At 46.1% G+C, this 26,294-nt stretch carries 5 protein-coding genes; all 5 read left to right on the top strand.

Annotation, left to right across the window (positions count from 1 at the left end; all coding sequences use genetic code 11):
- The first annotated feature begins 5 nt into the window (after positions 1-5).
- The 5 genes from FO446_RS09295 to FO446_RS09315 all read left to right on the top strand — a co-directional run bounded on the left by FO446_RS09295 (position 6) and on the right by FO446_RS09315 (position 26,280).
- Positions 6-7,748 carry a S8 family serine peptidase gene (locus FO446_RS09295; protein ID WP_237900465.1) on the top strand — a complete coding sequence of 2,581 codons (7,743 nt, stop codon included), beginning with the start codon at positions 6-8 and terminating at the stop codon, positions 7,746-7,748.
- Between the two features lie 62 nt (positions 7,749-7,810).
- Positions 7,811-13,213 (top strand): RHS repeat-associated core domain-containing protein, encoded by a 5,403-nt coding sequence (locus FO446_RS09300; RefSeq protein ID WP_237900467.1) that lies wholly within the window; start codon positions 7,811-7,813, stop codon positions 13,211-13,213.
- A 17-nt stretch (positions 13,214-13,230) separates the two neighbouring features.
- Positions 13,231-13,503 (top strand): hypothetical protein, encoded by a 273-nt coding sequence (locus FO446_RS09305; protein WP_237900469.1) that lies wholly within the window; start codon positions 13,231-13,233, stop codon positions 13,501-13,503.
- A gap of 17 nt (positions 13,504-13,520) precedes the next feature.
- A complete protein-coding gene (locus tag FO446_RS09310) occupies positions 13,521-13,751 on the top strand; it encodes a hypothetical protein (RefSeq protein WP_237900471.1) in 231 nt (76 codons plus the stop codon).
- Between the two features lie 400 nt (positions 13,752-14,151).
- On the top strand, positions 14,152-26,280 hold the full coding sequence (locus tag FO446_RS09315) for an Ig-like domain-containing protein (RefSeq protein WP_237900473.1): 12,129 nt from the start codon (positions 14,152-14,154) through the stop codon (positions 26,278-26,280).
- Positions 26,281-26,294: the final 14 nt, after the last annotated feature.

The following is a 26,294-nucleotide window of genomic DNA, read 5'->3' on the forward strand; positions in this document are numbered from 1 at the left end:
TAGAGATGAACAGTACATTCATCCGTTCCATTAGTATTTGTAACGTATTTATCCTACTCTCTTTACTGTTTTTGCAAATGGTTCCTGAGCAGGTGCGTGCAACGGAAAAAAGCAAAACATACTTGATTGGTTTCAAAGACAGTAAACGAACAAAAAGGAGCGCTATTCAAGGAACATCTGTGCAACAACTCAGCTCCAAAATTATGGTAGCTACCTTAACTGAAAGCGAGAGGGAGGAATTATCTCAAGATCCAAATGTAGCGTACATGGAGGAAGATAGTGACACTGAGTTGGCAGAGATCGACCTGGCAGAAAAACAGGAGATCCCTTGGGGAGTCGAGCACGTAGGAGCACTTCAGGCCCATAGCAAAAATTACGTAGGTAAAAATGTGAAGATAGGAATTTTGGATACAGGCATTTCTCGTCATGAAGATTTGAAAGTGAGTGGCGGCATTTCCTATGTAGAAGGTGAACCTGATTATGATGATGCCCACGGTCATGGTACCGCTGTGGCTGGGGTGATTGCCGGTAAAGACAATCATCTTGGAATTGTAGGAGTCGCACCCGAAGCGGAAATCTATTCGATTAAAGTTCTTGATGAAAATGGTCATGGCAAGTATTCGAGTATGATTCAGGGAATAGAATGGGCCATCCAAAATGGCATGAATATCGTCTCGATCAGTGCGGGTGGGGCCGTGGACAGTCGCGCATTGCATGACCAGATAAAAAGAGCAAATGAGCATGGAATTCTGGTCATTGCAGCAGCGGGCAACCGAGGTCTTGGGGAGGATACCCAATTGTTCCCGGCACAATATCCCGAAACGTTGTCGGTAGGTTCCGTTGATCGGGATAACCAGCGTGCTGATACCTCCAGTGTAGGAGCGGGTTTGGACCTGATGGCTCCGGGCGTGGACATTTTAAGCACTTCCCTTCACAAAGGATATGAATTGCGCTCGGGTACTTCTTTAGCTGCTCCTCACGTGGCTGGTGCCGCAGCCGTCATTTGGTCGAAGAAGGGAAAGGCAACCAACGATGAAGTCCGGGATATTTTGGTCGAGAGTGCAACACCTCTTGGGGAGCCACGTTTTTATGGCAAAGGGCTGGTGAACCTGGAAAAAGCTTTGGAGTTAGGGAATACAGATACTCTCGGGATTCAGGCGATTGAATCTTCTCCTAACGAGCTGGCTATTTCCGTAGGGCAAAGCTATCCATTGAAGATCAAGGCGAAGCTGACAGATGACACGACCAAAGACATTACCGAGGAAGCGAAATATGTCAGTAACGATGAAAAAATCGCGACAGTAAAGCCAACAGGACTGGTGACTGCGACTGGCATTGGTGAGACGCGATTGGTCGTAACGTTTGAAGACAAGACGATCGAAATCCCGGTAGTGGTTAGTGAAAATGTAGCTTTGACCCCACGTGGCGGTCTTGATAAGCCAGAAAATGGTGAATTAATTGTCGGTGCGTATGAGCTGAAGGGATGGTACCTAAATCCCGCAGGCGTGTCCCAAATCAGTATCATGGTTGATGGCATAAAGGTTGGGGAGGCAACCTATGGTGACCCCAGACCCGATATTGAGGCCAAGTATCCAGCGTATCAAAATGGAAACGCAGGTTTTCATTTTAACCTGGATACGAGAGAAATGAGTGTAGGTTTGCATACAATTACGCTTGCCATTCAAAACAAGAATGGTGAGCAGACAGTTATCGAAGGAAATACGTTCTATATTGGCAATAAACAGCCGGTAGAGGGCCTTCATGCAGATGTTTCCAAGCTGGAACTAACGGCCGAGAATACGCATCAGCTCGTTGTTTCTACGATTCTCGAAGATAAAACGCTAAAAGATGTAACGATGCTGGCTGAATACACTTCTTCGGATGAAAATATCGTAACGGTATCTCCAACTGGTTTCGTAAAAGCAACAGGAATGGGAACAGCGAGTGTGACGATTCGCTATGAAGGACAAACCATCACGATTCCTGTCACGATCCAGGAAAAAATCGCGCTCATACCGCGTTGGGAAGTAGAGAGTCCAGCCGATCACTCTACAATGACGGGAGCCTCTCTCATTAAAGGCTGGTATTTAGATCCGGCAGGTGTAGCAAAGATCGAGGTTCATGCAGATGGGAAATTGGTCGGGGAAGCTCTTTACGGGCAATCGCGACCGGATATCGCGAAGGCGTACCCGGCTTATCAAAATGCTAGTTCTGGTTTTCAGTATTTTTTGGATACAGCCCAAATGACGGAAGGGCAGCACACCATTACGGTGATGGCTGTTAATCAGGAAGGCAAAGAGCAAGTCCTGGCAGAACGTCCCGTGTCTATCGAGCGTGCACAACCAGCCAAGAGTATAGCTGCAAATGTAAGCAAGGTCGAACTATCACAAGGGAATACACAGCAGCTTACCGTTTCGGCTGTTTTGGAAAATGACCAAATCAGAGATGTAACTAGAGAAGTGAAGTACACCCTCGAGGATTCTACAGTTGCCAGCATCTCCAATCACGGAATACTCACGGGTCTTCGGATCGGACAGACCACGGTGATTGTCGACTACCAGGGACAAGTGCTGACGATACCGATCTCGGTAAAAGCTGCTGCTGGAGTGTCCCAAGGGGGATTGGACAGTCCTCTCGACAATGCGACGATTAGCGGAGTCTACCCTGTAATAGGCTGGTTTATCGCCTCAAGCGGCGTCTCGAGCATTGAGGTGTTGGTGGATGGCGTTGTAATCGGGGAAGCCACGTATGGAGTTCCGCGTCCCGAAATCGAGATTACGGATATTTCTTTACCGGGTAGCAACGTTGGATTTCATTACAGCCTCGACACAGGCCTTTTCCAGAAAGGAAAGCATACTATTTCTGTTCGCGGAACAGCCAAGGATGGCAATCAAACGATGCTGGGGTCAAGAACCGTACAGATGGTTGAATTACTCCCGGCCATCGGATTGCACGTAGATATCACCGAGTTGCAGCTTTCTCAAGGAAAGACACATCCACTCACTGTCAAAGCAGAATTGGAGGATCAGAGCAAGCAGGATGTGACCAGGCTAGCCATATATACCGTAGAAGATCCATCTGTTGCAAAAGTGAGTCCAGACGGCGTAGTTACGGCTCTGGCGCAGGGCAATACGAGTCTTACGATCAAATACGGAAATCAGAATATCAAGATACCAATCGTCATTACAGCAGCAGAAGTACGAAAGGCAATCGGCGAAATAGAAACGCCAGCAAATGACGCGATTATCAATGGAACGTATACGATAGCGGGCTGGTTTTTGCATCCTTCTACGCCTACTCGTTATCAGGTCGTCCTTGATGGAAAAGAAGTCGGACAAGCCAATTCAGGAATAGCACGACCTGACATTGCCCTGCTGCATCCAGACTATAAGAATACGCATGCTGGATTCAGCTATACGGTGGATTTGTCCGAGTTGCAATCCGGCCATCACACGGTGACTGTTGTAGTGACGGATAGCGAAGGAAAACAGTACCCGTTGCCAGAGAAAAGCTTCGTGGTTGGAGAAGTAGCTGCGGCGGATAGTTTGAAGCATACGGAATCGGGCATTAGCTTGGCAAAATCGTCGATGCAGAAGCTACAAATTACCGCAACTACCGCTGGTCAAAGTCCAAGAGATGTGACTGCGCATGCCATATATTCGTACGAGAATGCCAATGTGATCCACGTGAGTCCACTGGGGATCGTCACAGGACTCGAAGTAGGAATGACCAAGATTGTTGTCAGTTATGGAGGTCAGACCCTAACCATTCCAGTGGTTGTGACGGAAACAGATTCTGGCCCACTGGTTGCAAAAGGACAGATCGACATTCCGATAGACAAAGCAGAAATTGGAGGAACCACAACGATTCAGGGATGGCTGCTTGATCCCGATGGTGTAGCCAAAATAGAAGTGTTGGTGGATGGGCAGCTACAAGGAACAGCCGTATATGGCGGACCTCGTCCTGACATTTTCGCCCTGTATCCACGCTATGAGAATCCAAATGCAGGATTTCAGTATCTGCTCCATACAATGAGCTTCAATGAAGGCGAGCACAAAATAACTGTACGAGTAACCAACAAAAAGGGAGTAGAAAGTCTCGTCTTCGATAAAGAAGTAACAGTTGGCCCCGTAACAGGGATTACTACCAATCTCCCCAAAATTGATCTTGAGAAAGAAAAGACCGTTTCTCTCACTGTGGTTGCCTCTTATCGGGACAAGAGTACGAAGGACGTAACAGGCGCAGTCACCTACGCGATTCAAGACCCAGCCATTGCAAAAGTAGACGCTACTGGTGTGATAACGGGTCTAGCGCCAGGGAATACCGTTCTGTCCGTCACTTATGCTGGCATTGTTCAGCAAGTGCCTGTTCATGTGAAGGGCGGCGCTTTGATGGCGACAGGTGCGATTGATGCTCCAGGAGAGAATGAACAGATTAGTGGAAGCTATAACCTAACAGGCTGGTTCATGACCTCCGGTGAAGTGGAAAAAATCGAAGTGTTAATGGATGGCGTTGCGTTGGGTGAGGCGAAATATGGACTGGATCGCCCGGATATTTTGCGAATGTACCCAGAGGCACCTCCTGTAAAACCAGGTTTTTCGTATCTTTTGGAAGTGAATGATCTGGACTTGGGACAGCATCAGCTGACTGTAGTGGTTACGGAAAAAGACGGGAAACAGACCAGCATGGAAAAGGCGATCACGATTGTGAAGCCGATTCACGACAAATACACCTATTGGCTGCAATTTTCAGATCAGCAGGGCAAGGACAATTGGTCTTACCAAGAGGTGTCAGGGGATCGTCATGCTGATTTGACGTGGAACAAGCAAACAGAAGAATGGAAGAGTCATCACGATACGGCCATCGGGAATACATGGATAAGAGTTGGCAGCTCAAACCCTGTCATCAAATGGGAAGCGCCACGATCAGGAAAAATACAGGTTAGCGGTTGGATTTCCAAAATTCAAATCGATGAGGGCGATGGGGTAAACGTCCGATTGCTGAAAAACGATGAACAAATTTGGCCGTCCACTGGCTGGCAATCTATCGAATTCAACGATGAAATTGGTGTGGAAATTCAAGAAGAACTTGAGGTAGAGCAAGGAGATGCGCTCTTGTTTCAAGTGGATCAAAAAGAAAGCAGCCTCGGGGATTTACTTAAATGGACACCTGAAATTACGTACGTGAGCAACGCCGTTAACGATAATGCGTCTCCCCAAATTTATTTGACCTCTCCCGCTGTGGGAGCAGCAGTCTCTATCGTTGATGGCAAAGATGTTGTCGCGATATCAGGTTTTGCCATGGACCCGAATATAGGAGATCAGGTAAACATTTGGTACCAGCTGGATGATGAAGATCCACAAGAGTTGACGAGATTTACGGCTTCGGAAAAGCACCAACCATTTTTGTTCAACCTACCCACCCATCACCTAAAGCCGGATGTTTTGTATTCTCTTCGGGTCTGGGCAGTCGATCAAAAATCAGGAAGATCACTCAGTGAAAAAGTAGACTTCACTTTGGACATGAGAGCGCAAGCCGAAAAGGAAGACATTGTGGTTGTCGCAAAGTGGACATCTCCGAAGGATGGAACCGAAATTTCAAAAGGAGAAAAGGTTTCACTGACTTGGGATTACGCAAGCTACGGTGGGCACTCCAGTAAAATCGAATCGCAAGAATTGCTCATTTATATTAGCGAAGGTGGGCATGTCACCTCAACGATCCGCGAAAAATTGACAGGCACAGCACGTTCCTACGTTTTTGATACAAGTGTGATAGAGAAAAATGCCCGAGTGGAAGCACGAATTCGCTCGATTATGCCGAAGACGCCTGCTTATGTTTATGGCGGCACTGCGAAGTTGAATTTCAGTGTTCTGGCTGCCAATCAAGCACCGGTCGTATCCAGTACGGAGTTTGTCACCTTGGACAGAGGGCTTACAGGAACCATCAACTATACACTCAATGAAAATGATGTCACGGACAAAATCGTTTCGACAAAATTACGAGTAGGTTTCACACCAGGTGGAAACGAGCTTGGTGAAAAAGAGGAGCTGATCCCGGAGGCTTCCCAGAACAGACAAGTTGTGAGCAGGTACTCCTTCCCCCTTGCAAAAGAGATGCTGCACCAGACCATTTACTGGACAGTGCAGGCGCAGGATAACCGGGGAGCTTGGACACCAGCGGTTAACTATTCCGTTCGACTGGAAGAAGCACTTCCGAAAATCGTGATCTACACGCCGGTTGCCAAGAGAGTGATGGACCTTGATGACATCTTTATATTGGATGGAACATACACGAAGCTTACTTCTGGAGAAACGATTGAAGCCAAAGTGTCCTCCTCTCATTCCGCCAAAAAATTCACAACAACAGGAACAACCGGTCAGTGGGAGCTGAATTGGACGGGGAGGGAAATCGGATCGGGCACGTATGAAAATATCCAGGTGACAGATCCGACTGTAGTCTATTACTACGGAAGCTTAACGGTGGAAGACAAGCCGGATGCACCAAGCATCGTTAACGCAGAGGCAGAAACCAATTCACTCAAAATCTATTGGAGTCCGTCTGTAGGTGCCATTGACTACGGCATCCAGATCGATGGCGGTGGTATCAAAAAAGTGGGCGATGTTACCAGCCATACGATCACGGGCCTTCAGCCTGCGCGTGTGTATACCATCAAACTTTGGGCGTATACTTCAGCCGGGATTAGCAGTTACAGCAGTTCGATTACGGTTGAAACGAAACCAGCAGAAAGCAATTTTAATGGAATGGTCGAGAACAGCCCGGTGCGGATGTATTTCCCTGCAAATGAGGCGAAATACATGATAATCGTTGCCGGAACAAATGGAGCGTATTCATTCACGTTAAACAACGATTCGGGTTTACCAGCAAATGCAACTATCTCCGTCTATAAAGCGGCCAGCTTGCAGGCACATGAGGAGATTGCGGCGGGAGCGAATGGAAGAGTCAACCCCGTGTTTGTTGCAGGAAAAACCTATTATGTAAAAATTGTCGCTAATGATTCTATTTACGCTACGCTTCTGGCAAAGCCAGGGGGAGAGGCTTTTACCTTCAACCAACCAAAGGAAATTACGCTTCAGCCCGGTCAAACAGTAGAGATGATCATGAATACAACCATTCCTGGCAAGTATCGTATGATGACACAATTGAAAAACCAAACAAATAAATATCCGGTTGTCACGGTACTGTCCAATGGAAATGCCGTAACACCAAAAGAAACGCCAACTCCTTCAGAAATCAATTATGAGCTGGGGATGGGCAGCTACACGATCAAATTGAGCAATACCGAGAGTGATCCAGTGAGTGTTTCCTTTACCGTTTTTGCTCCCCTCCCTGGTGGGACTCTTTATGAGTACGTTTACGATCAAAACAATCGGATTAAGGCGATTAAAGAAAATGGCGTAGAATCCGTCACCTTCATTCATGATGAAAATGGAAACATGTTAAAAAGTGTCAAGCATGCAGTGACGCTTCCACCAAAAGGAACCGTACTACATGTGGATCAGGAGAAGGTGGAGGTACGAGCTGGTAGCACGCGACCGATTAAGGTCACAGCAACACTGGAGGACGGCAGTACGCTGGATGTAACAACACAAGGCCTTTACTCGGTAGTAGATTCTCGGGTTGGATTTATCGTGAAAGGTGTTGTGCATGGGATGAATCCTGGAACAACAGAGGCCAGGGTGTTTTACGGCGGACAGTTTAAAATAATAACGATTACGGTTGTACCCTAATCCATGTTCATGCAGTCCCCCCGTCGCATCATGGGGGGACGAATATCTCTAACGGAGGCATTATGAAACATTTTTCCATAAAATCACTCATGATCGTTGTGCTTTGCCTTGCATTATGCACGACAATGTTGCCGCTTGGAACGACGTTCGCAAATGAATCCTCCCCCGTGTCCATCTCTCATGTAACCTCAGGTGAGAAAGCAGTAACACCAGACACGGCAATCGAAGAGATTCAACAATCCATGGGCGAGTCAATCACCAATGACAAAGGAGAAGTAAAAAATCCAATCGAGTACACGGAAACGGATATTTCTTCGCTTACATGGACGCAGCTAGAGACTGACACTGTTTTTGACATTCATCGCAGTTTTGACAGAGCATTGTTAAAATTCGCAGCCTATTTCTATTCCGAGCTGCTGCAATTACTAACAGCAGAAGAACAAGAAGAAGTCAAACGTCTTTCCTCTGAGCAGATTATCACCCAATTCGAGAATCTGAGTCAGGAAAGCAAAGACCTCTTGCAGCGGTTAACTCCTCTCGTTTTATCTAAAATCAATGAATTGAAACAACTGGAAGAACAGATGGAGGTCCAATCCACTACTCCACCCCCGGTAAAATACACCGAAAAGGATCAGGAGTTTCGTTTTGCTCGTTCAAAAACAGAGCAATCCGTCGATGATCTATACCGTGCTGCGAACCTGGTCGAGCAAGATCTCTACTTGCCAGGAAAGCATGGACTGGATCTGGACATAAAACGCAGATACCACTCCCTGAGCAGTAAAATCAGTGCGCCAAGCTGGGATGAGGACTTTTCCAAGAATGAAGCACTGAAGTCCAATGAGAAATTTGCAACCGGCTGGGATTTTAATATGCCCAGATTGGATATTGTCACCCGGGAGCAGGCCGTAACGGTAAGGGACGACCCCTATAATCCAGGTCAACAAATTTACTCTACCAAAGTAGACAAAGATCCATCGAGTAATCGGTATTACATTACTTTAGAGGACGGCACATCTTTAGAATACCGGTTCAACAAGTTTGTGAATTATCCGTATCAAGACATCTTCTTCACGATTGACGATGTGAATCGGAAGTACACGCTGCATTACCGCAATTTGAAGTACGAGTTTGATGTCACGTTGGGAACGGTCGTCAAATCCAATATTTATGGGGACACGATCAAGTACAACCTGAATAGCGATGGAGAGCCGGTGAGCATAGAAGACAGTGTCGGCCGTTATGTGGTGCTGAAACGAAAGCAAAACGACACCACGCAGGATTTGATTGTCTACAAAGACAAGACAGAGACCACCGTACTCAAGCACATTCGCTACCATTTTGAACGAAAGCTCGCATTGAGCGGTTACCATCAGCTTGTTCGCGTAGAAGTCCTGCCGACAGCAGGGAGCGGAAGCAGCGCATATACAGTGGCCCGGTATGCCTATCATGATCCCAAAACAAAGGGCATTGCCTATTTCAATTTAAACAAAAACTATACGCTGGAAAAGCTGCCTACAGATCAAGCCCTACAGGATTCAGCGAAGTTCTGGGAGTCCGATGTAGCGAAACGCTCGGAAATCGATTACTTGCTCATGCAAGAAGCGTTTTATCCCTTGCAGGGCTTAAAAATCAATTACGATTACCGCCCCTATCAATTAGGTCAAACTACCTTCAATGACGGACTCGTACGAATTTTTCAAGACAAGCATGCCTTGAGCTATGTATCCTACCATCCTGTCAATAAAGTATCGTACAGCTATACACAGAAAACACCGAGCGGTACAAATACGTATAAGCTGGAAAAGAGCTATACAGATAACGGCAATTTCCGTGAGGTATGGAAGGTGCCAAAGGAAAAGCTGCCCAGATTGAAGAATTTTGCGGATCGACATGGGGATACCATTCATGTCACCGAATCAGAGGCATCCCGTTACACGAAGAATTCCATTTACAAGGTCAATCAAGACGGAAATCCTTTGCTGAGAAGTGAGAAAACGACAGGCATTAGTAAAGGCGGAACAAATGTATCTGGCGCGAAGTACCGGGTCGAGTATAATCCCACTACCTACACGACCTACGCCTACTCCGGGCGGAATACAAAGCCGACGTATCAGTACGTTTTTCTCGAACCGACTTCGTCCGTTAGCGATCTGGATGTGTACAATCACTACCTGAAAGACCCGAATGTTTCCAAGCGTGCTCAGTATGCTGCCAAGATCAACAATTACGCACAAGAGACGTATTTGGAATACAACCATTATGGACAACTGATCAAGCAGATTGCGCCAGACGGGATTATGAGTACATGGACATATGATGAGGTGGCGCTGAATCCATGGGGCTTCCGGACCTTCTCCGTATTGAAGGCAGCCCGAACGCAATCTACGACAGCATCCGGTGATCCTTACTATTCGAATACCACCTTTGAGTACAACGATCAATATTTGCTTCGGAAGGAAACGGAGATCAACTCGTTCCCTGCCAATTTAATCAATACACCCAAGAGTCAATCGGTTGAACGGACCTACGAGTACACAAACAAACAGCTTTATTCGATAACGGAGAACTTTGGCGGAGGAAAAACACGGACGCAGACCTTTACCGCTTATGATCAATACGGAATTCAGCCTACGCAGATCGCACTCGCCGGAGTGGAGCTGGAAAGCGGAAAATCGGATGTGCTGAATTTTTCCTACGAAATCGATGACAAAGGCCAAATCAAAAGTCAGACCTATCCGAACGGAAGCAAGGCTACCTATGAATACGATGAGTTAGGAAGACCTCTTTCGGAGACTTTTCATAATCAAGGCGCAAAACGAAGCATTACGTATGTCTATCGGGACGGCGAAGCTTCTGGGGCGACGACAGAGGGACCGGGCATCGTGGAGAAAATTGCACCGGATTCATCGAAGCTCATCACCTACTACACCCCATATGGAGATACGGCCTATCAAGAGCAGGTAGGCACAACAGGTACGAAACGTCCCTTGGTAGAAAACGAGTTCACGCCGGATGGGTTAGAGGTTAGCCGCATGGTTCCTTTTGGGAAGCAGGGGGAAAGCACCTCGTATCTGTATGACTGGGATGGCTTTTTGTATCAAACGACGAATGCACTTGGAACTACCAAGAATCATCGAAACAATGCCTACTCGGATGGATCGAAATATTTGCCGCGCTTGACGGAACAAACGCTCTCTCCCAATGGGCTCATCGTAACCACCTATCGCGACTTGTATGGAAGAGTGGAGAGCACAGAGGAGACGACCCAAAGTGGCAGTCACCATCGCGAGACAAACTATCAGACTGATCGATTCGGGAAAGTAACCCATAAAGAAATCTCTGACGGCAAGACTTCCCAAGCGTGGAGTATGCGCTTCGATCATAACGACAATCTCGTATATTTGCAGGACCCGGAAAATAACGTAAACGTGTATGGCTACGATACGCTAGGCAATCTCACCAGTGTTCTGGAAAATGGCACGACTACGGCAGAATATACCTACAATAGTTTGGCATGGAAGCTCTCCGAGAAGAATCCGGAAACGAGAGCAGAGACGTACACCTACGATAAAAGCGGTCTTGTGAAGAGCTACAAGGACAAAAACGGCGTCACGTTCAACTACGACTATTCGCCTTTCCATGAACTGACGAAAGTTTCTTCTGGTACAGCCTTCTATGAAGAGCGCGTGTACGATCCACAGTCTGGTCTGCTTTTGAGCGAAAATAACCACACAGGAAACTCTATCAGCTATGGCTACGATGGATTCCATCGGAAGAATCGCCAGACGATGATGGGCAAAGACTACCAGCTTCTTTATTCAGACAATGACGATTCGGTAGATACACTTGTATACCCTGCACGAAGTGCGGTATCTGGTTCTGCCCCATCTCTTAGTGTCGGGTACACCTATGACAACGCGAACAGATTGAATTCGGTGGCGATTCCAGGAGTCGGAACGACCACGTACACGTACGATATCAGCAACACAGGTGAAACCAATGCTGTATCGTATCCGGGACAACCGACAGCGATGCAGCAATCGGTCAGCTCATTCGGTGAAAAAACAGCCTTGAATCACGCAGACGGCTGGAACGAGACTAATGGCTACGATCTGTTTGGCAATATCACTAGTCAAAAGCGCTCCGGTACGAATTATGGATTGTTTGTGTACGACAAGCTTTCCCGGATCAAGGAAGAATCGGTGGAAGGAAACGTTAAGCAGTATGCCTATGATAAGCGCGGCAACCGCCAAGTGTATGCCAATGCTCCTGGTAATATCTTAAGCTCCTATGAAATGAAGCACGATTTATTTAATCGTTTGCAGGAGTATAAGGACGAGAAAGGGACGACGACGTACACGTATTATCCAGGTGGACTGCGGGCGACGAAGCAACAGACTGGTAGTGTGACGGATACGACCAATTACGTTTACCTGAATGGGCAAGTCATTGAAGAGCTCACGCAGGATGGCAGGGTCAAAGCGCGGAATGTGTTTGGTAACCAGTTGATTTGGAGGAAAGACTACGCGGCGAATCTTGAAGGTACCTACTATTACAACAGCCACGGGGATGTTGTTAAGCTCAAAGACCCGAACGGCAACGTCCTGAATACGTATGACTATGACATTTGGGGTAACTTGATCGCGGATAAGGTCAAGGAGACGATGTCTAGCCCGTTTACGTATGCGGGGGAGATGTTTGACAAGGAGAGCGGGTTTTACTACCTGCGTGCCCGGTATTATGATCCGAAGATAGGGAGGTTTATCTCGGAGGATACGTATAAAGGGCAAGTGGATAATCCATTGTCGATGAATCGGTATACGTATACGCATAATAATCCGTTGAGGTTTGTTGATCCGAGCGGACATGATGCCATAGAAGGAACCGGTGGAACTGGTGAGGAACGTAATTGGTGGCAGAAGATGATGGATTATGCTGACGCCCATCGAGCACAATTTGACAGTTTATCTCCTAAGGAACAAGCTGATGAATTAATGCCACTTGGAATAAACTTTGGCATGTCTGGCAAAATCCTAAGCAGTTCGACCAAAGTTGTTTCTAGCAATTCTTTAAGAAGAATTGGTATAGATATTTTGGATAAAATGGAAAAATCGGGTGGTCACCTGGTAGCTAAGCATGTATCAATGACTAACCAAGAGCTTATAAAAAGAGCGATTCAAGAAGGGGTCGATGCTACTAGTTTTTATAGCAAATCTCATGCAACATTAGCAATTCAAGAAAATTTAAGAAATAATGCAGATAACATCGTAAATTGGCTGGCTGATCAGAATTCGCGAGTTACAACAGTTTTTGAGTTCACACATAAGTATCCTGTTGGGAAAGGGGCTATAGAAGCAACGAAGAAAATTCAAGACGGTTTAAGGAGTAGTAGGGTTGTATTAGTGAAAGATTCTTCTATGGAGTACGGATTTAGAATATTGACAGGGTTCCCAATATTTAAGTGAAACTTGAGGAGGTCTCTATGTCAGCACAAACTTTCGAATATTTTAAGCATTTTTTGGAGTGTTATTTTAACATTTCAGCTGATTACTCTGATTTGAAAGATTTACTTAGTTTTTATAAAAGTACTGAATCCGAAAAAACTAGAATAGAGCTGTTAGGTGAAATTAATACATTAATTGACGCGGATGAATGGACATATGCCCATAGTTTGATTAAGGAACACGGAATGAGGAATATGAAGCACGAAAACATAATAGAAATGTTGTTATTAATGAGAGATATGTTGAAATAAAATGATGGAGGTGAGTTGTGGAGTCAATGGAAAAAAGGTTTGAATCACTTCTTAAGGAATTAAATTTTGAGAAAGTACTAATCAATAATACCGTAGTTTTTTCACGTGATGGAATGTATTGCAAATTGACTTTCATACAAATGCTTGAATCATATGTAATTGAGTATGCTTATAGTTATGATCAAGCACAAAAGAATCTTTTTGAAGATGGTGATTTATTTTCAATGTTTTTGGATGTAGAGAATTAATTAAAAGAATGCGCAATGAATTAGTTAACGCACAACAATAGAGCTGAAGGAATAGTGCAAGACTGTCTCGTTGGTAGAGGTATCTACTATAAGGGACAGTCTTATTTTTTAAGTAGGAAGAAAAATCTAGGTATAGTCAAACATACTCTAACTTGGAAATCCCTTCTGCTAATCAGCAATATTGGCTGACTAGTAATTTGTTAGTCAAAACATATTGGTAAGTTCCTATTGATCCAATATCAGGAATTCACTATAATTCAAAATGCTGTTTAGGTAAAATTTACATTTTTTATTTGCACTTATTTTTAGGAAGGAGATGAAGAGTAACTGGCTGGCTTGAAATATTTTTAAAAAGGAATGATACCAAAGCTCAACACAATTATGACAAGGAGTTACAGGAATGAACCCTAGATTCATCCGCTCAATCAGTCGTTTCAATGTATTCCTACTGCTAGCTTTATTGTTTTTGCAACTTATCCCAGAGCACGCTATCGCAAGCGCTAGTAGTAAAACGTATTTAATTGGTTTTAAAGAAAGCAAGAAAACAAAAGTGAGGGCGATTCAAAGATCATCTGTCCAGCAACTTAGCACGAAAGTGATGGTTGCTCAATTAACAGAGAGTGAAATGGAGGTAATGTCTCAGGACGAGAATGTAGCCTATATTGAGGAAGATAGTGAAATAGAGTTAGCAGAAACAAACAGAACAGAAAAGCAGGAAATTCCGTGGGGGATTGAGCACATAGGGGCAAATCAAGCTCACGAAAAAAATTACAAAGGCCAAAACATCAAAATTGGAATTATTGATACAGGTATATCCAATCATGAAGACCTCCAAGTAAAAGGAGGCATTTCCTATGTAGAAGGAAAATCAGATTTTGATGATGAGCACGGGCATGGAACTGCGGTGGCTGGTGTTATCGCTGGTAAAGATAATGATGTTGGAATTGTTGGTGTTGCGCCAGAAGCTGAAATCTATGCCATCAGAGTCCTTGATGAAAAAGGTCACGGTACATATTCCAGCATGATTCAGGGGATTGAATGGGCGATACAGAATGACATGAACATCGTTTCCATTAGTGCTGGTGGTAGAATTGACAGTCAAGCGCTACACGACCAGATAAAAAGAGCGAATCAACAAGGGATACTGGTTATTGCAGCAGCAGGCAATCGAGGAATGGGTGAGGATACCCAGTTGTATCCTGCGAAATATGCTGAGACATTGTCCGTCGGTGCGATAAATCAGGACAATCAACGGGCTGACTTTTCAAGTGTTGGCAGTGGGTTAGACCTGATGGCTCCTGGCGTTGATATTCTAAGTACGTCTCTCCATGGAGACTATGAGCAACGTTCAGGCACTTCTTTAGCAGCTCCTCACGTAACCGGTGCAGCAGCTGTTATTTGGTCGAAAAAGGGTGGAGCCACCAATCGCGAAGTGCGTGATAGTTTAGTCGAGAACGCAACACCTTTAGGGGAATCACGTTTTTACGGAAAAGGGCTTGTAAACCTAGAGAAAGCGCTGGGACTAGGGGATGAGGACTCCGCAGAGATTACCTCACTGGAATCGACGCCGAACGAATTGCGACTTTCCGAAGGTGAAAATTATCAACTGAAGATTACGGCGAACATGACAGATGGCAACACCAGAGATGTCAGCAAAGAAGTTACGTATACGAGCAAAGATGAAAAAATTGCTACGGTTACATCTTCAGGGTTCGTCACAGGAAGTGGAATAGGAGATACGCAACTGATCGCTGAGTTGGGTGACAAGACGATTGAGATTCCGATAGTCGTGACGAAGAGAGCTCCTTTGATACCAATAGGGGGGCTCGACACCCCCGAAAAAGGCGAGTTAATCAGTGGTACGTATACCATTAAAGGATGGTATCTCCATCCAGACGGGGTATCGAAAATCAGTATCCTGATTGATGGTACGAATGTGGGAGAGGCATCTTATGGCGACCCGAGACCAGATGTTGAAGCGAAATATCCAGCTTATCAGAATAGCAGTGCTGGATTTCACTATCAACTGGACACTGGGAATTTAACGGCAGGCACACATAGCATTACGGTGGAAGTTCAAGATACGAATGGACAACAAACCGTCATTGATGGAACGACATTTTACATTGGTGACGTGGAGCCGTTGAATGGTCTGCATGCTGATGTAACCAAGCTGGAACTAACGAATGAAGGTTCGCATCAGTTGGTGGTATCTACTGTTTTAGAAGATAACACCCTGAAAGACGTTACAAGTCTTGCAGAGTACGCTTCATCAGATGAAAGTGTCGTAACAGTAGACGCTGCTGGGGTTGTAAAAGCAATGGGGGATGGAACGGCGATTGTGACCATTCGATATGATGGTCAATCAATCACGATCCCCGTTACGATCAAAAAGAATGAGCCACTGATACCGCGTTGGGAGTTAGAGGCGCCAACAAGTAATTCCATGATGACTGGCGTCACACTCATCAAAGGCTGGTACCTGGATCCATCAGGTGTTTCCAAGATAGAGGTTCATTTGGATGGAACAGTAGTGGGGGAGGCTTCTTATGGGCATACCCGACCTGATATTGAATCCTCGTATCCACAATACCAGAATGCTAAAGCCGGATATGAGTACCGTTTAGACACAACACAGCTAATGGAAGGGCAGCATTCGATCAAGGTAACGGCTGTTAATAAAGACGGCGCTGAACAAGTTCTGGCAGAGCGAGCTGTTTTCATCGGTCGTGCTGAACCGGCAACAAGTATTGTGGCAAATATAAGCAAGGTAGATTTGATACAAGGGAATACACAGCAATTATCCATTTCTGCTGTTTTACTGAATCAACAAACGAAAGATGTGACGAGAGAGGCTCAATACACGATTGAGAATCCTGCGATCATTAGCCTTTCAGATAAAGGTATCGTTACGGGAATTGAAATCGGTCAAACCAATATCATCGTGAAATACCAGGAACAAACGCTTACGATACCTGTTTGGGTCAAAGCAGCAGGGGCTCTGGCTCGGGGAGGCATTGACAGTCCCGCGGAAAATGCATTAATCAGCGGTGTTTACCCTGTCACAGGCTGGTTTATTGACTCTACTGGTGTTGAAAAGATTGAAGTACTGGTCGATGGAGCCGTAAGTGGCGAAGCAACCTATGGCATTTCTCGTCCGGAAATAGAAATTATGGATGCTTCCAAACCGGATGGAAACGTAGGGTTCCACTATAATCTCGATACAGGGAAATTGCGGGAAGGCACACATACTCTTTCTGTTAGAGGAACAGGCAAGGGTGGAAATCAGGTAATGCTGGGGAACAGAACGATTCAAGTCGTTACCTTGCTACCAGCAATCGGATTAAAGGCAAACGTTACAGAGGTAATCGTTCCTCAAGCAAAAACGCATCAAATGACTGTCATGGCGGTATTGGAGGATCAGAGCAGTCAGGATGTAACCAAGTTGGCTCTATACAACATAGAGAATTCTTCTGTCGCAAAGGTGAGCACAGATGGCTTGGTCACGGCTCTAGCCCAAGGACGTACGAGTCTCACCGTAAAATATGGGGATCAAAGTATCAGCATTCCTATTACCGTTACGGAAGCGGAAGCACTTAAAACCTTGGGAGAGATAGAAACGCCTGTAAATGGTGCTACTGTCAATGGCACCTATACGATTTCAGGATGGTTTTTACATCCCTCTGCTATCTCAGACTATCAGGTTGTCATTGACGGGATCGAACATGGGAAAGCAAAGTCAGGCATTGCTCGACCTGATATTGCCCTGCTTCATCCGGAATATACAAATACACAAGCAGGATACAGCTATACCGTAGATCTGAACGAACTGCAACCGGGTAATCATACCGTTTCTGTGATCGCAACGGATAGCGAAGGAAAGCAGCATCCACTACCCGAAAAAAGTTTCGTAGTTGGAAAAAATGCTCCAGCGATCAGTCTGCAAAATACAGAACCAACTATTAGCGTAGCAAAAGACGCTATGCAGAAACTGCAGATTACCGCCAGTTTTGAGGGTCAACAATCAAGGGACATTACAGGGGAAGCTGTTTATACAGTAGAAGATCCGAATGTCGTTTATGTCAGTCCGCTGGGAATCGTAACAGGGCTGAAGGTTGGAATGACAAAGATTCAAGTGAATTACGGGAATCAGTCATTAATGATTCCAGTTGTTGTCACAGAATCAGAAGCAGGCTCGCTTGTTGCCAAAGGGCAAATGGATATCCCAAAAGAAGGCACAGTTATTGGTGGAACCACAACCATACAGGGATGGATTCTGAACCCAAGCGGTGTGTCCAAAATCGAGGTTTTGGTGGATGGACAATTACAGGGAACTGCCGTATATGGCGGACCTCGTCCAGACATTTTAGCCATGTATCCACTCTACCAGAATGCAAATGCTGGCTTTCAATATCTACTGGATACGTCCTTGTTTGCGGAAGGGAATCACAAACTGACCATAAAAGTAACGGATAAAGCGGGCGCGGAGAGTCTCTTGCTGGAAAGTAACATCATCATTGGTCCCGTTACGGGAATCACAGCTAATTATTCCGAAGTTACTTTAGAAAAAGACAAGAGCGTAGCATTCACGGTCGTTGCATCTTATCGAGATAAGAGTACCAAGGATGTAACGGGAGAAGTAACCTACACGATTGATAATCCATCTATCGCCAAAATAGATGCAACTGGATTACTAACCGGGCTCTCATCAGGAAGTACAGTGCTCACTGTGTCTTATGCTGGCATAGTCAAGCAATACCCTGTCACTGTAAAAGGCGACGTCTTGGTAACAGGGGGCGCCATTGACACCCCGCAAGATAACGAACTGATCAGTAGGAATTACAACATGACGGGATGGTTCGTTTCTTCTGGTGAAGTGGAGAAAATCGAGGTTTTGATGGATGGAGATAAGCTGGGCGAGGCGAAATATGGGCTTGAACGACCAGATCTGAAGCGCAAATACCCAGACGCACCACATCTAAAACCAGGCTTCTCCTATCTGTTGGAAGTTGACCAGATGCAAGTAGGGGAACACCAATTACAGGTGCTGGTCACAGAAAAAGACGGGAAGCAAACCAGTATGGAGAAGACAATCACGATTGTTGAACCCATACATGACACGTATGCTTTTTGGCTGCAATTTTCTAATCAGCAAGGACAGAACAATTGGTCCTATCAGGAGGTAAGCGGAGATCGCTTCACGGACTTGGAATGGGACAAAGCTGCCGAGGAATGGAAGAGTAATCAAAACGAGACGGCAATCGGAAACACGTGGATAAAAGTCGGGAGCTCAGATCCTATCCTGAAATGGAAGGCACCGCGTTCAGGACGAATTCACGTTAGCGGTTGGATTTCCAAAATCCAAGTGGAAGAGGGAGATGGAGTTAACGTCCGACTACTGAAAAATGATGCTCAAATTTGGCCTTCCTCAGGCTGGCAATCGATTGACTTTAACGATGAGATTGGTGTGGAAATTCAGGAGGAGCTTTCGATTGAAGAAGGAGACGCATTGATTTTTCAAGTCAACCAGAAAGAAAACAACATTGGGGATCTTCTAAAATGGACACCTGAAATCACCTACATAACGACTGAGGTGAACGATAATTCTGCTCCCCAAGTCTACTTGACCTCACCCGTGGTAGGGAAGGCTGTCACTACTGTTAATTCAGAGGATGTCATCGTCATATCAGGCATTGCGATGGATCCGAACATCGGAGACCAAGTTCATATTTGGTATCAGCTAGATGAAGAAGATCCTCATGAACTGACTCGTTTTACGGCGTCTGAGAGCGCAAATGAATTTTCATACAACTTGCCCATCGGCAATTTGAAACCAGATCATCTCTACTCACTTCGTGTCTGGGCGGTCGATCAGAAATCCAGTAAATCTCTCGTCGAAAAAGTCGATATTAGCTTGGATATGAGAGCGCAAGCTGAAAAGGACCCGATAACCATTTCTGCGAATTGGAAATATCCGAAAGATCGAGCAGAAATACCAAAAGGGCAGTCGATTACGTTGGATTGGGACTACTACAACGGTAAAGGGTATCCAAGTTATATAGCCTCGCAAGAATTAATCATTTATATCAGCGAGGGCGGGCATGTCACTTCTACAAAACGGGAGAAATTAACAGGTACAGCCCGTTCTTATGTATTTGATACAAGCTATATACAAAAAAACGCCCTCATTGATGTGCGCCTAAAAGCGATAATGAAGAGCGATGCCCCGAAAATCCTTGAAGGCAGTACCGCTAAATTGGAGTTCTATCTATTAGCCACGAATCAAGCACCTGTCGTCGTAAATACAGAGCTTGTCATCATGGATAGTGGCCGAACAGGGTTAATTAATTATTCGCTTAGAGATAATGATGTTTCAGACAAAATCGTATCAACAAAATTAAGAGTGGGACTGACTCCAGGCGGAAACGAGCTGGGTGAGAAACAAGAGCCGATTTCCGAATCGAACCAAAATGGGAATGAGTCCGGCAGATATTTTTTCCCCATCACAAAAGAAATGTTATATCAAACCGTATATTGGACGGTTCAAGCTCAGGATAATCGTGGTGCATGGACTACACCAACGAATTACACATCCCGATTGGTAGATGCTCTCCCGAAGATCGTTATTTACACCCCTGGGGCAAAGAGGGTCATGGACATTGATGAGACCTTTACTCTGGAAGGGGTCTATACCCATCTTCAAGCAGGCGATGTCATATCTGGCAGGATGAATCGTCTTAAAAATCCGCAGGAATTTACTACTACTGGTAGCTCAGGTCAGTGGAGCCTTAGCTGGAGGGGCAGGGATCTTGGAGAAGGCACCTATCCGAACATCGAAGTATCCAATCGCGGCGGTTTTGTAGCAGTTTATCCTGGAAGCTTGACTATCGAGAAGAAACCAGATGCCCCAAATAATATTAGTGTAGAGGCAGATACGAATTCCCTTAAAGTATTTTGGAGTCCTGTCGTAGGCGCAACAGACTACGGCATTCAAGTAGATGGCGGAGGTATTAAGCGGATAGGCAATGTGTCCAATCATACCATCACGGGCCTACAACCGGCGACCGTTTATACAATTAGACTTTGGGCGTACAATTCATCCGGTACTAGCAGCTATGGCAGCGGCTCGATCACGGTCCAAACGAAACCAGCAGAAAGCAATTTTAATCTGTTGGTAGAGTATAACCCGGTACGGATGCATTTTCCTACCAACCAGGCAAAATACTTTAAAATCACAGCGAAAACGAGCGGAGTTTATCAGTTCACGTTAAATAACGACTCGGGATTAGCGGCAGATGCGAATATATCCGTTTATAAAGGGGCGGGCTTGCTGGATCATGAGGAGATCTCTTCAGGAAGTAATGGTAGAGTGAATCCAGTATTTGCTGCCGGAAAAACGTATTATGTGAAGATTGTAGGAAAAAGTGAGTTTTACGCTACGCTTCTGGCAAAGCCAGGAGGCGAAGCCTTTGTTTTTAATCAGCCAAACGATATCACGATTCCAGGTGGACAAACGGTAGAAATCGCCATGAATGTTATCTTTCCTGGAAAGTATCGCATGGTGACGCAATTGAAAAATCCAAGTCAGAAGTATCCTGCTGTAACGGTCTATTCCAATGGGGTTCAAGTGTCACCGAGGGAGAAGCCAAGTGCAGCGGAAGTCATTTATGATTTGGCGGCAGGTGCCTACACAATTAAGCTGACCAATACAGAAAGTAATCCAGTCAATGTATTATTTACCGTTTTTGCTCCAGCGGCTGGGGGAACAGTTTACGAGTATGTATACGATCAAAACAATCGAATTAAGGCGATCAAAGAAAATGGAGTCGAAAGCGTCATTTTCTATCATGACGAGAACGGAAATATCACAAAAAGCGTAAAGCAAAACGCATCTACACCACAGAAAGCCAAAGCCTTGAGCCTCGATCTGGAGAAGGTGAATGTATCACCCGGTAACTCCAAATCGATCAAGGTCATGGCAACGTTGGACAACGGGAGTCAGGTGGATGTAAGCGCGCAGGCTGTATATGTCGTGGAGGATCCTTCGGTTGCTTATATCAACAAGGGGATTGTGTATGCGGTGAACGGCGGGACGACGCGGGCCAGGTTGTATTTCGGAGGGCAGTCGAAGACGTTAACCATTACGGTTGATGCACCTTCTGTTCATTTGACATCGATCAGTCTTACACCAGGACAATCCACAATAACAGAAGGCCAGATCCAACGCTTGTACGCATCCGCTTATTACTCAGACGGTAACAGCAAAGATATCAGCAGCGTTGCCAGCTTTGACACTTCGAATTCATCTGTTGCGCAAGTGAGCAGCCAAGGTGTCGTAACGGGTATCAAAGCAGGAACAGCGACGATTACCGTTTCTTATGATGGTAAAAGTGCATCTAGCCAGATAACTGTTCAAGGGGCTACCATCCAGGAAGTAAAAGGAACTCCAGTGCAAGTGTCGTTGGTAGCAGGTGGTACTCAACAGCTTAGTGTCACGGCCACTTATTCAAACGGGGCCGAAGAAAATATTTCAAAGCAAGCCGTGTATTCAAGTAGTAATGCCAATGTTGCATCAGTGGATAGTGGTGGACTGATAACAGCACTTTCGCCAGGAGCTACGCAAGTCACGGTAAGCTACGGTGGGCAAAGTACGATCATTCCTGTTACGGTTGCAGGAAATGCCATCTCTCTCGTATCTTTGGCTGTAACGCCAGCGACAGTGAGCATTGGCAAAGGAGCCAGCCAGCAGTTGGAAGTGAAGGCGATCTACAGTGATAACAGCCAAACGATTGTAACGAATCAGGCGACTTATCAGAGTTCGCAACCTGCTATTGCTAGTGTTGGAGCAGGTGGGTCCGTTACAGGGGTGGCGGTCGGGTCATCTACTGTAACCATAACTTTTGGTGGTAAAGTAGTTACCGTTCCTGTTCAGGTAACAGAGACACAAGAGCCTGTGCAGAGCTTGTCTGTTACACCAGTCAGTCTGAACATATTGGTTGGGAAGACGCAGCAGCTACAAGTAACAGCGACGTATAAGGATGGCAAGAACATGGATGTTTCGGGGCAAGCAGTCTACTTGCCAGGAGATGCCACAGTGGTAACCGTTGATGCAAACGGGGTAGTTACGGCTGTTAAGGCAGGTAGTACGAACATCACCGTTTCCTTTGGGGGAGCGAGTGTGGTTGTGCCTGTTGTTGTTACAGCAGAAATTCCGGTTCAGAACATCAAGGTTGTACCGGAAGACATCACTCTTCAAGAGGGGACAACACAACAACTAAATGTGCTATTGAAGCTTGCGGATGGTACTGAAGTAGATGTAGCGGATAAATCATTGTTTACAATGGCAGATCCATCTATAGCATCTGTTTCTGCAAGTGGTCTCCTCACGGGAATAAAAGACGGAATCACCTCAGTAACCATCGACTATTTGGGAACCAAGGTAAACGCGAATGTAAAAGTAGCACAAGTATTGAAAGAAGATAAGCTGAAACGCTTGTCCGCAGGTGGAGCACATACATTGATGGTGAAAGAAGACGGAAGTGTATGGGCATGGGGGCAGAATGAGAAAGGGCAGCTAGGAGATGGAACGATACAAGATCGGACGACGCCAGTAGAAAGTATGCTGGTCATCTCAGCGCAGCAACTGGTAGCGAGTCCAAGCACAGTGCTGTTGCCAATCTCTCAAAGCAAGCCGTTGCAAATCACGGCGACCTATGCCAATAACAGTACCCAAGATGTCACGACGCAGTCGACGTATGAGAGCAGTAACCCAGCGGTTGCAACAGTAGATGCAGCAGGTGTGATCACATCGGTATCGGTAGGGACAGCTAACATCACAGTCAGCTACTATAACAAAACGATTACGGTTCCTGTGGAAGTCAGAGAGACAGAAGTGAAAGTCAATCGCTTGTCCGCAGGTGGAGCACATACGTTGATGGTGAAAGAAGACGGAAGTGTATGGGCATGGGGTCAGAATGAGAAGGGGCAGCTAGGAGATGGAACGGTACAGAATCGGACGACGCCAATAGAAAGTATGCTGGTCATCTCTGCTCAGCAACTGGTAGCGAGTCCAGGTACGGTGTTACTGCCGACATCTCAAAGCAAGCCATTGCAAATCACGGCGACCTATCCAAATAACAGCACCCAAGACGTCACGACACAGTCGACGTATGAGAGCAGTAACCCAGCGGTAGCAACGGTAGATGCAGCAGGTGTGATCACAGCGGTATCGGTAGGGACAGCGAACATCACAGTCAGCTACTATAACCAAACGATCACAGTTCCTGTAGAAGTCAGGGAGACAGATGTGAAAGCGAATCGCTTGTCTGCCGGCGGAGCACATACATTGATGGTGAAAGAAGACGGAAGTGTATGGGCATGGGGTCAAAATGAGAAGGGTCAGCTAGGAGATGGAACGGTACAAAATCGGACGACGCCAATAGAAAGTATGCTGGTGATCTCTGCTCAGCAACTGGTAGCGAGTCCAGGTACGGTGTTGCTGCCGACGTCCCAAAGCAAGCCATTACAAATCACGGCGACCTATCCAAATAACAGCACCCAAGATGTCACGACGCAGTCGATGTATGAGAGCAGTAACACAGCGGTAGCAACGGTAGATGCAGCAGGAGTGATCACAGCGGTATCGGTAGGGACAGCGAACATCACAGTCAGCTACTATAACCAAACGATCACAGTTCCTGTAGAAGTCAGGGAGACAGAAGTGAAAGCCAATCGCTTGTCTGCCGGCGGAGCACATACATTGATGGTGAAAGAAGACGGAAGTGTATGGGCATGGGGTCAAAATGAGAAGGGTCAGCTAGGAGATGGAACGGTACAAAATCGGACGACGCCAATAGAAAGTATGCTGGTGATCTCTGCTCAGCAACTGGTAGCGAGTCCAGGTACGGTGTTGCTGCCGACGTCCCAAAGCAAGCCATTACAAATCACGGCGACCTATCCAAATAACAGCACCCAAGATGTCACGACGCAGTCGATGTATGAGAGCAGTAACACAGCGGTAGCAACGGTAGATGCAGCAGGAGTGATCACAGCGGTATCGGTAGGGACAGCGAACATCACAGTCAGCTACTATAACAAAACAATCACGGTCCCTGTGGAAGTCAGGGAGACAGAAGTCAAAGCCAATCGCTTATCCGCAGGTGGAGCACATACGTTGATGGTGAAAGAAGACGGAAGTGTATGGGCATGGGGTCAAAATGAGAAGGGTCAGCTAGGAGATGGAACAGTACAAAATCGGACGACGCCAATAGAAAGTATGCTGGTGATCTCTGCTCAGCAACTGGTAGCGAGTCCAGGTACGGTGTTGCTGCCGACGTCCCAAAGCAAGCCATTACAAATCACGGCGACCTATCCAAATAACAGCACGCAAGATGTCACGACGCAGTCGACGTATGAGAGCAGTAACCCAGCGGTTGCAACGGTAGATGCAGCAGGTGTGATCACAGCGATATCGGTAGGGACAGCGAACATCACAGTCAGCTACTATAACAAAACAATCACGGTCCCTGTGGAAGTCAGGGAGACAGAAGTGAAAGCCAATCGCTTATCCGCAGGTGGCGCACATACGTTGATGGTGAAAGAAGACGGAAGTGTATGGGCATGGGGTCAAAATGAGAAGGGTCAGCTAGGAGATGGAACGGTACAAAATCGGACGACGCCAATAGAAAGTATGCTAGTCATTTCGGCGCAGCAACTGGTAGCGAGTCCAAGTACGGTGTTGCTGCCGACGTCTCAAAGCAAGCCATTACAAATCACGGCGACCTATCCAAATAACAGCACCCAAGATGTCACAACGCAGTCGAGGTATGAGAGTAGTAACCCAGCAGTTGCAACGGTAGATGCAACAGGTGTGATCACAGCGGTATCGGTAGGGACAGCGAACATCACAGTCAGCTACTATAACAAAACAATCACGGTCCCTGTGGAAGTCAGGGAGACAGAAGTCAAAGCCAATCGCTTATCCGCAGGTGGAGCACATACGTTGATGGTGAAAGAAGACGGAAGTGTATGGGCGTGGGGTCAAAATGAGAAAGGGCAGCTAGGAGATGGAACAGTACAGAATCGGACGACGCCAATAGAAAGTATGCTGGTCATCTCTGCGAAGGAACTGGTAGCGAGTCCAAGTAGGGTGTTGCTGCCGACGTCCCAAAGCAAGCCATTACAAATTACGGCGACCTATCCAAATAACAGCACCCAAGATGTCACAACGCAGTCGAGGTATGAGAGTAGTAACCCAACAGTTGCAACGGTAGATGCAACAGGTGTGATCACAGCGGTATCGGTTGGGACAACGAGCATTATCGTCAGCTACTATAACAAAACAATCACGGTCCCAGTGGAAGTCAAGGAGATCGAAGTGAAAGCCAATCGCTTGACCGCAGGTGGAGCACATACGTTGATGGTGAAAGAAGACGGAAGTGTATGGGCATGGGGACAAAACGCGAAGGGGCAGCTAGGAGATGGAACGGCACAAAATAGCACAGTTCCAGTATTAACGAATGATAAATAAAATGGAGTGAGCCT

It is taken from the genome of Brevibacillus brevis (assembly GCF_022026395.1).
In the GTDB taxonomy this organism is placed as follows: domain Bacteria; phylum Bacillota; class Bacilli; order Brevibacillales; family Brevibacillaceae; genus Brevibacillus.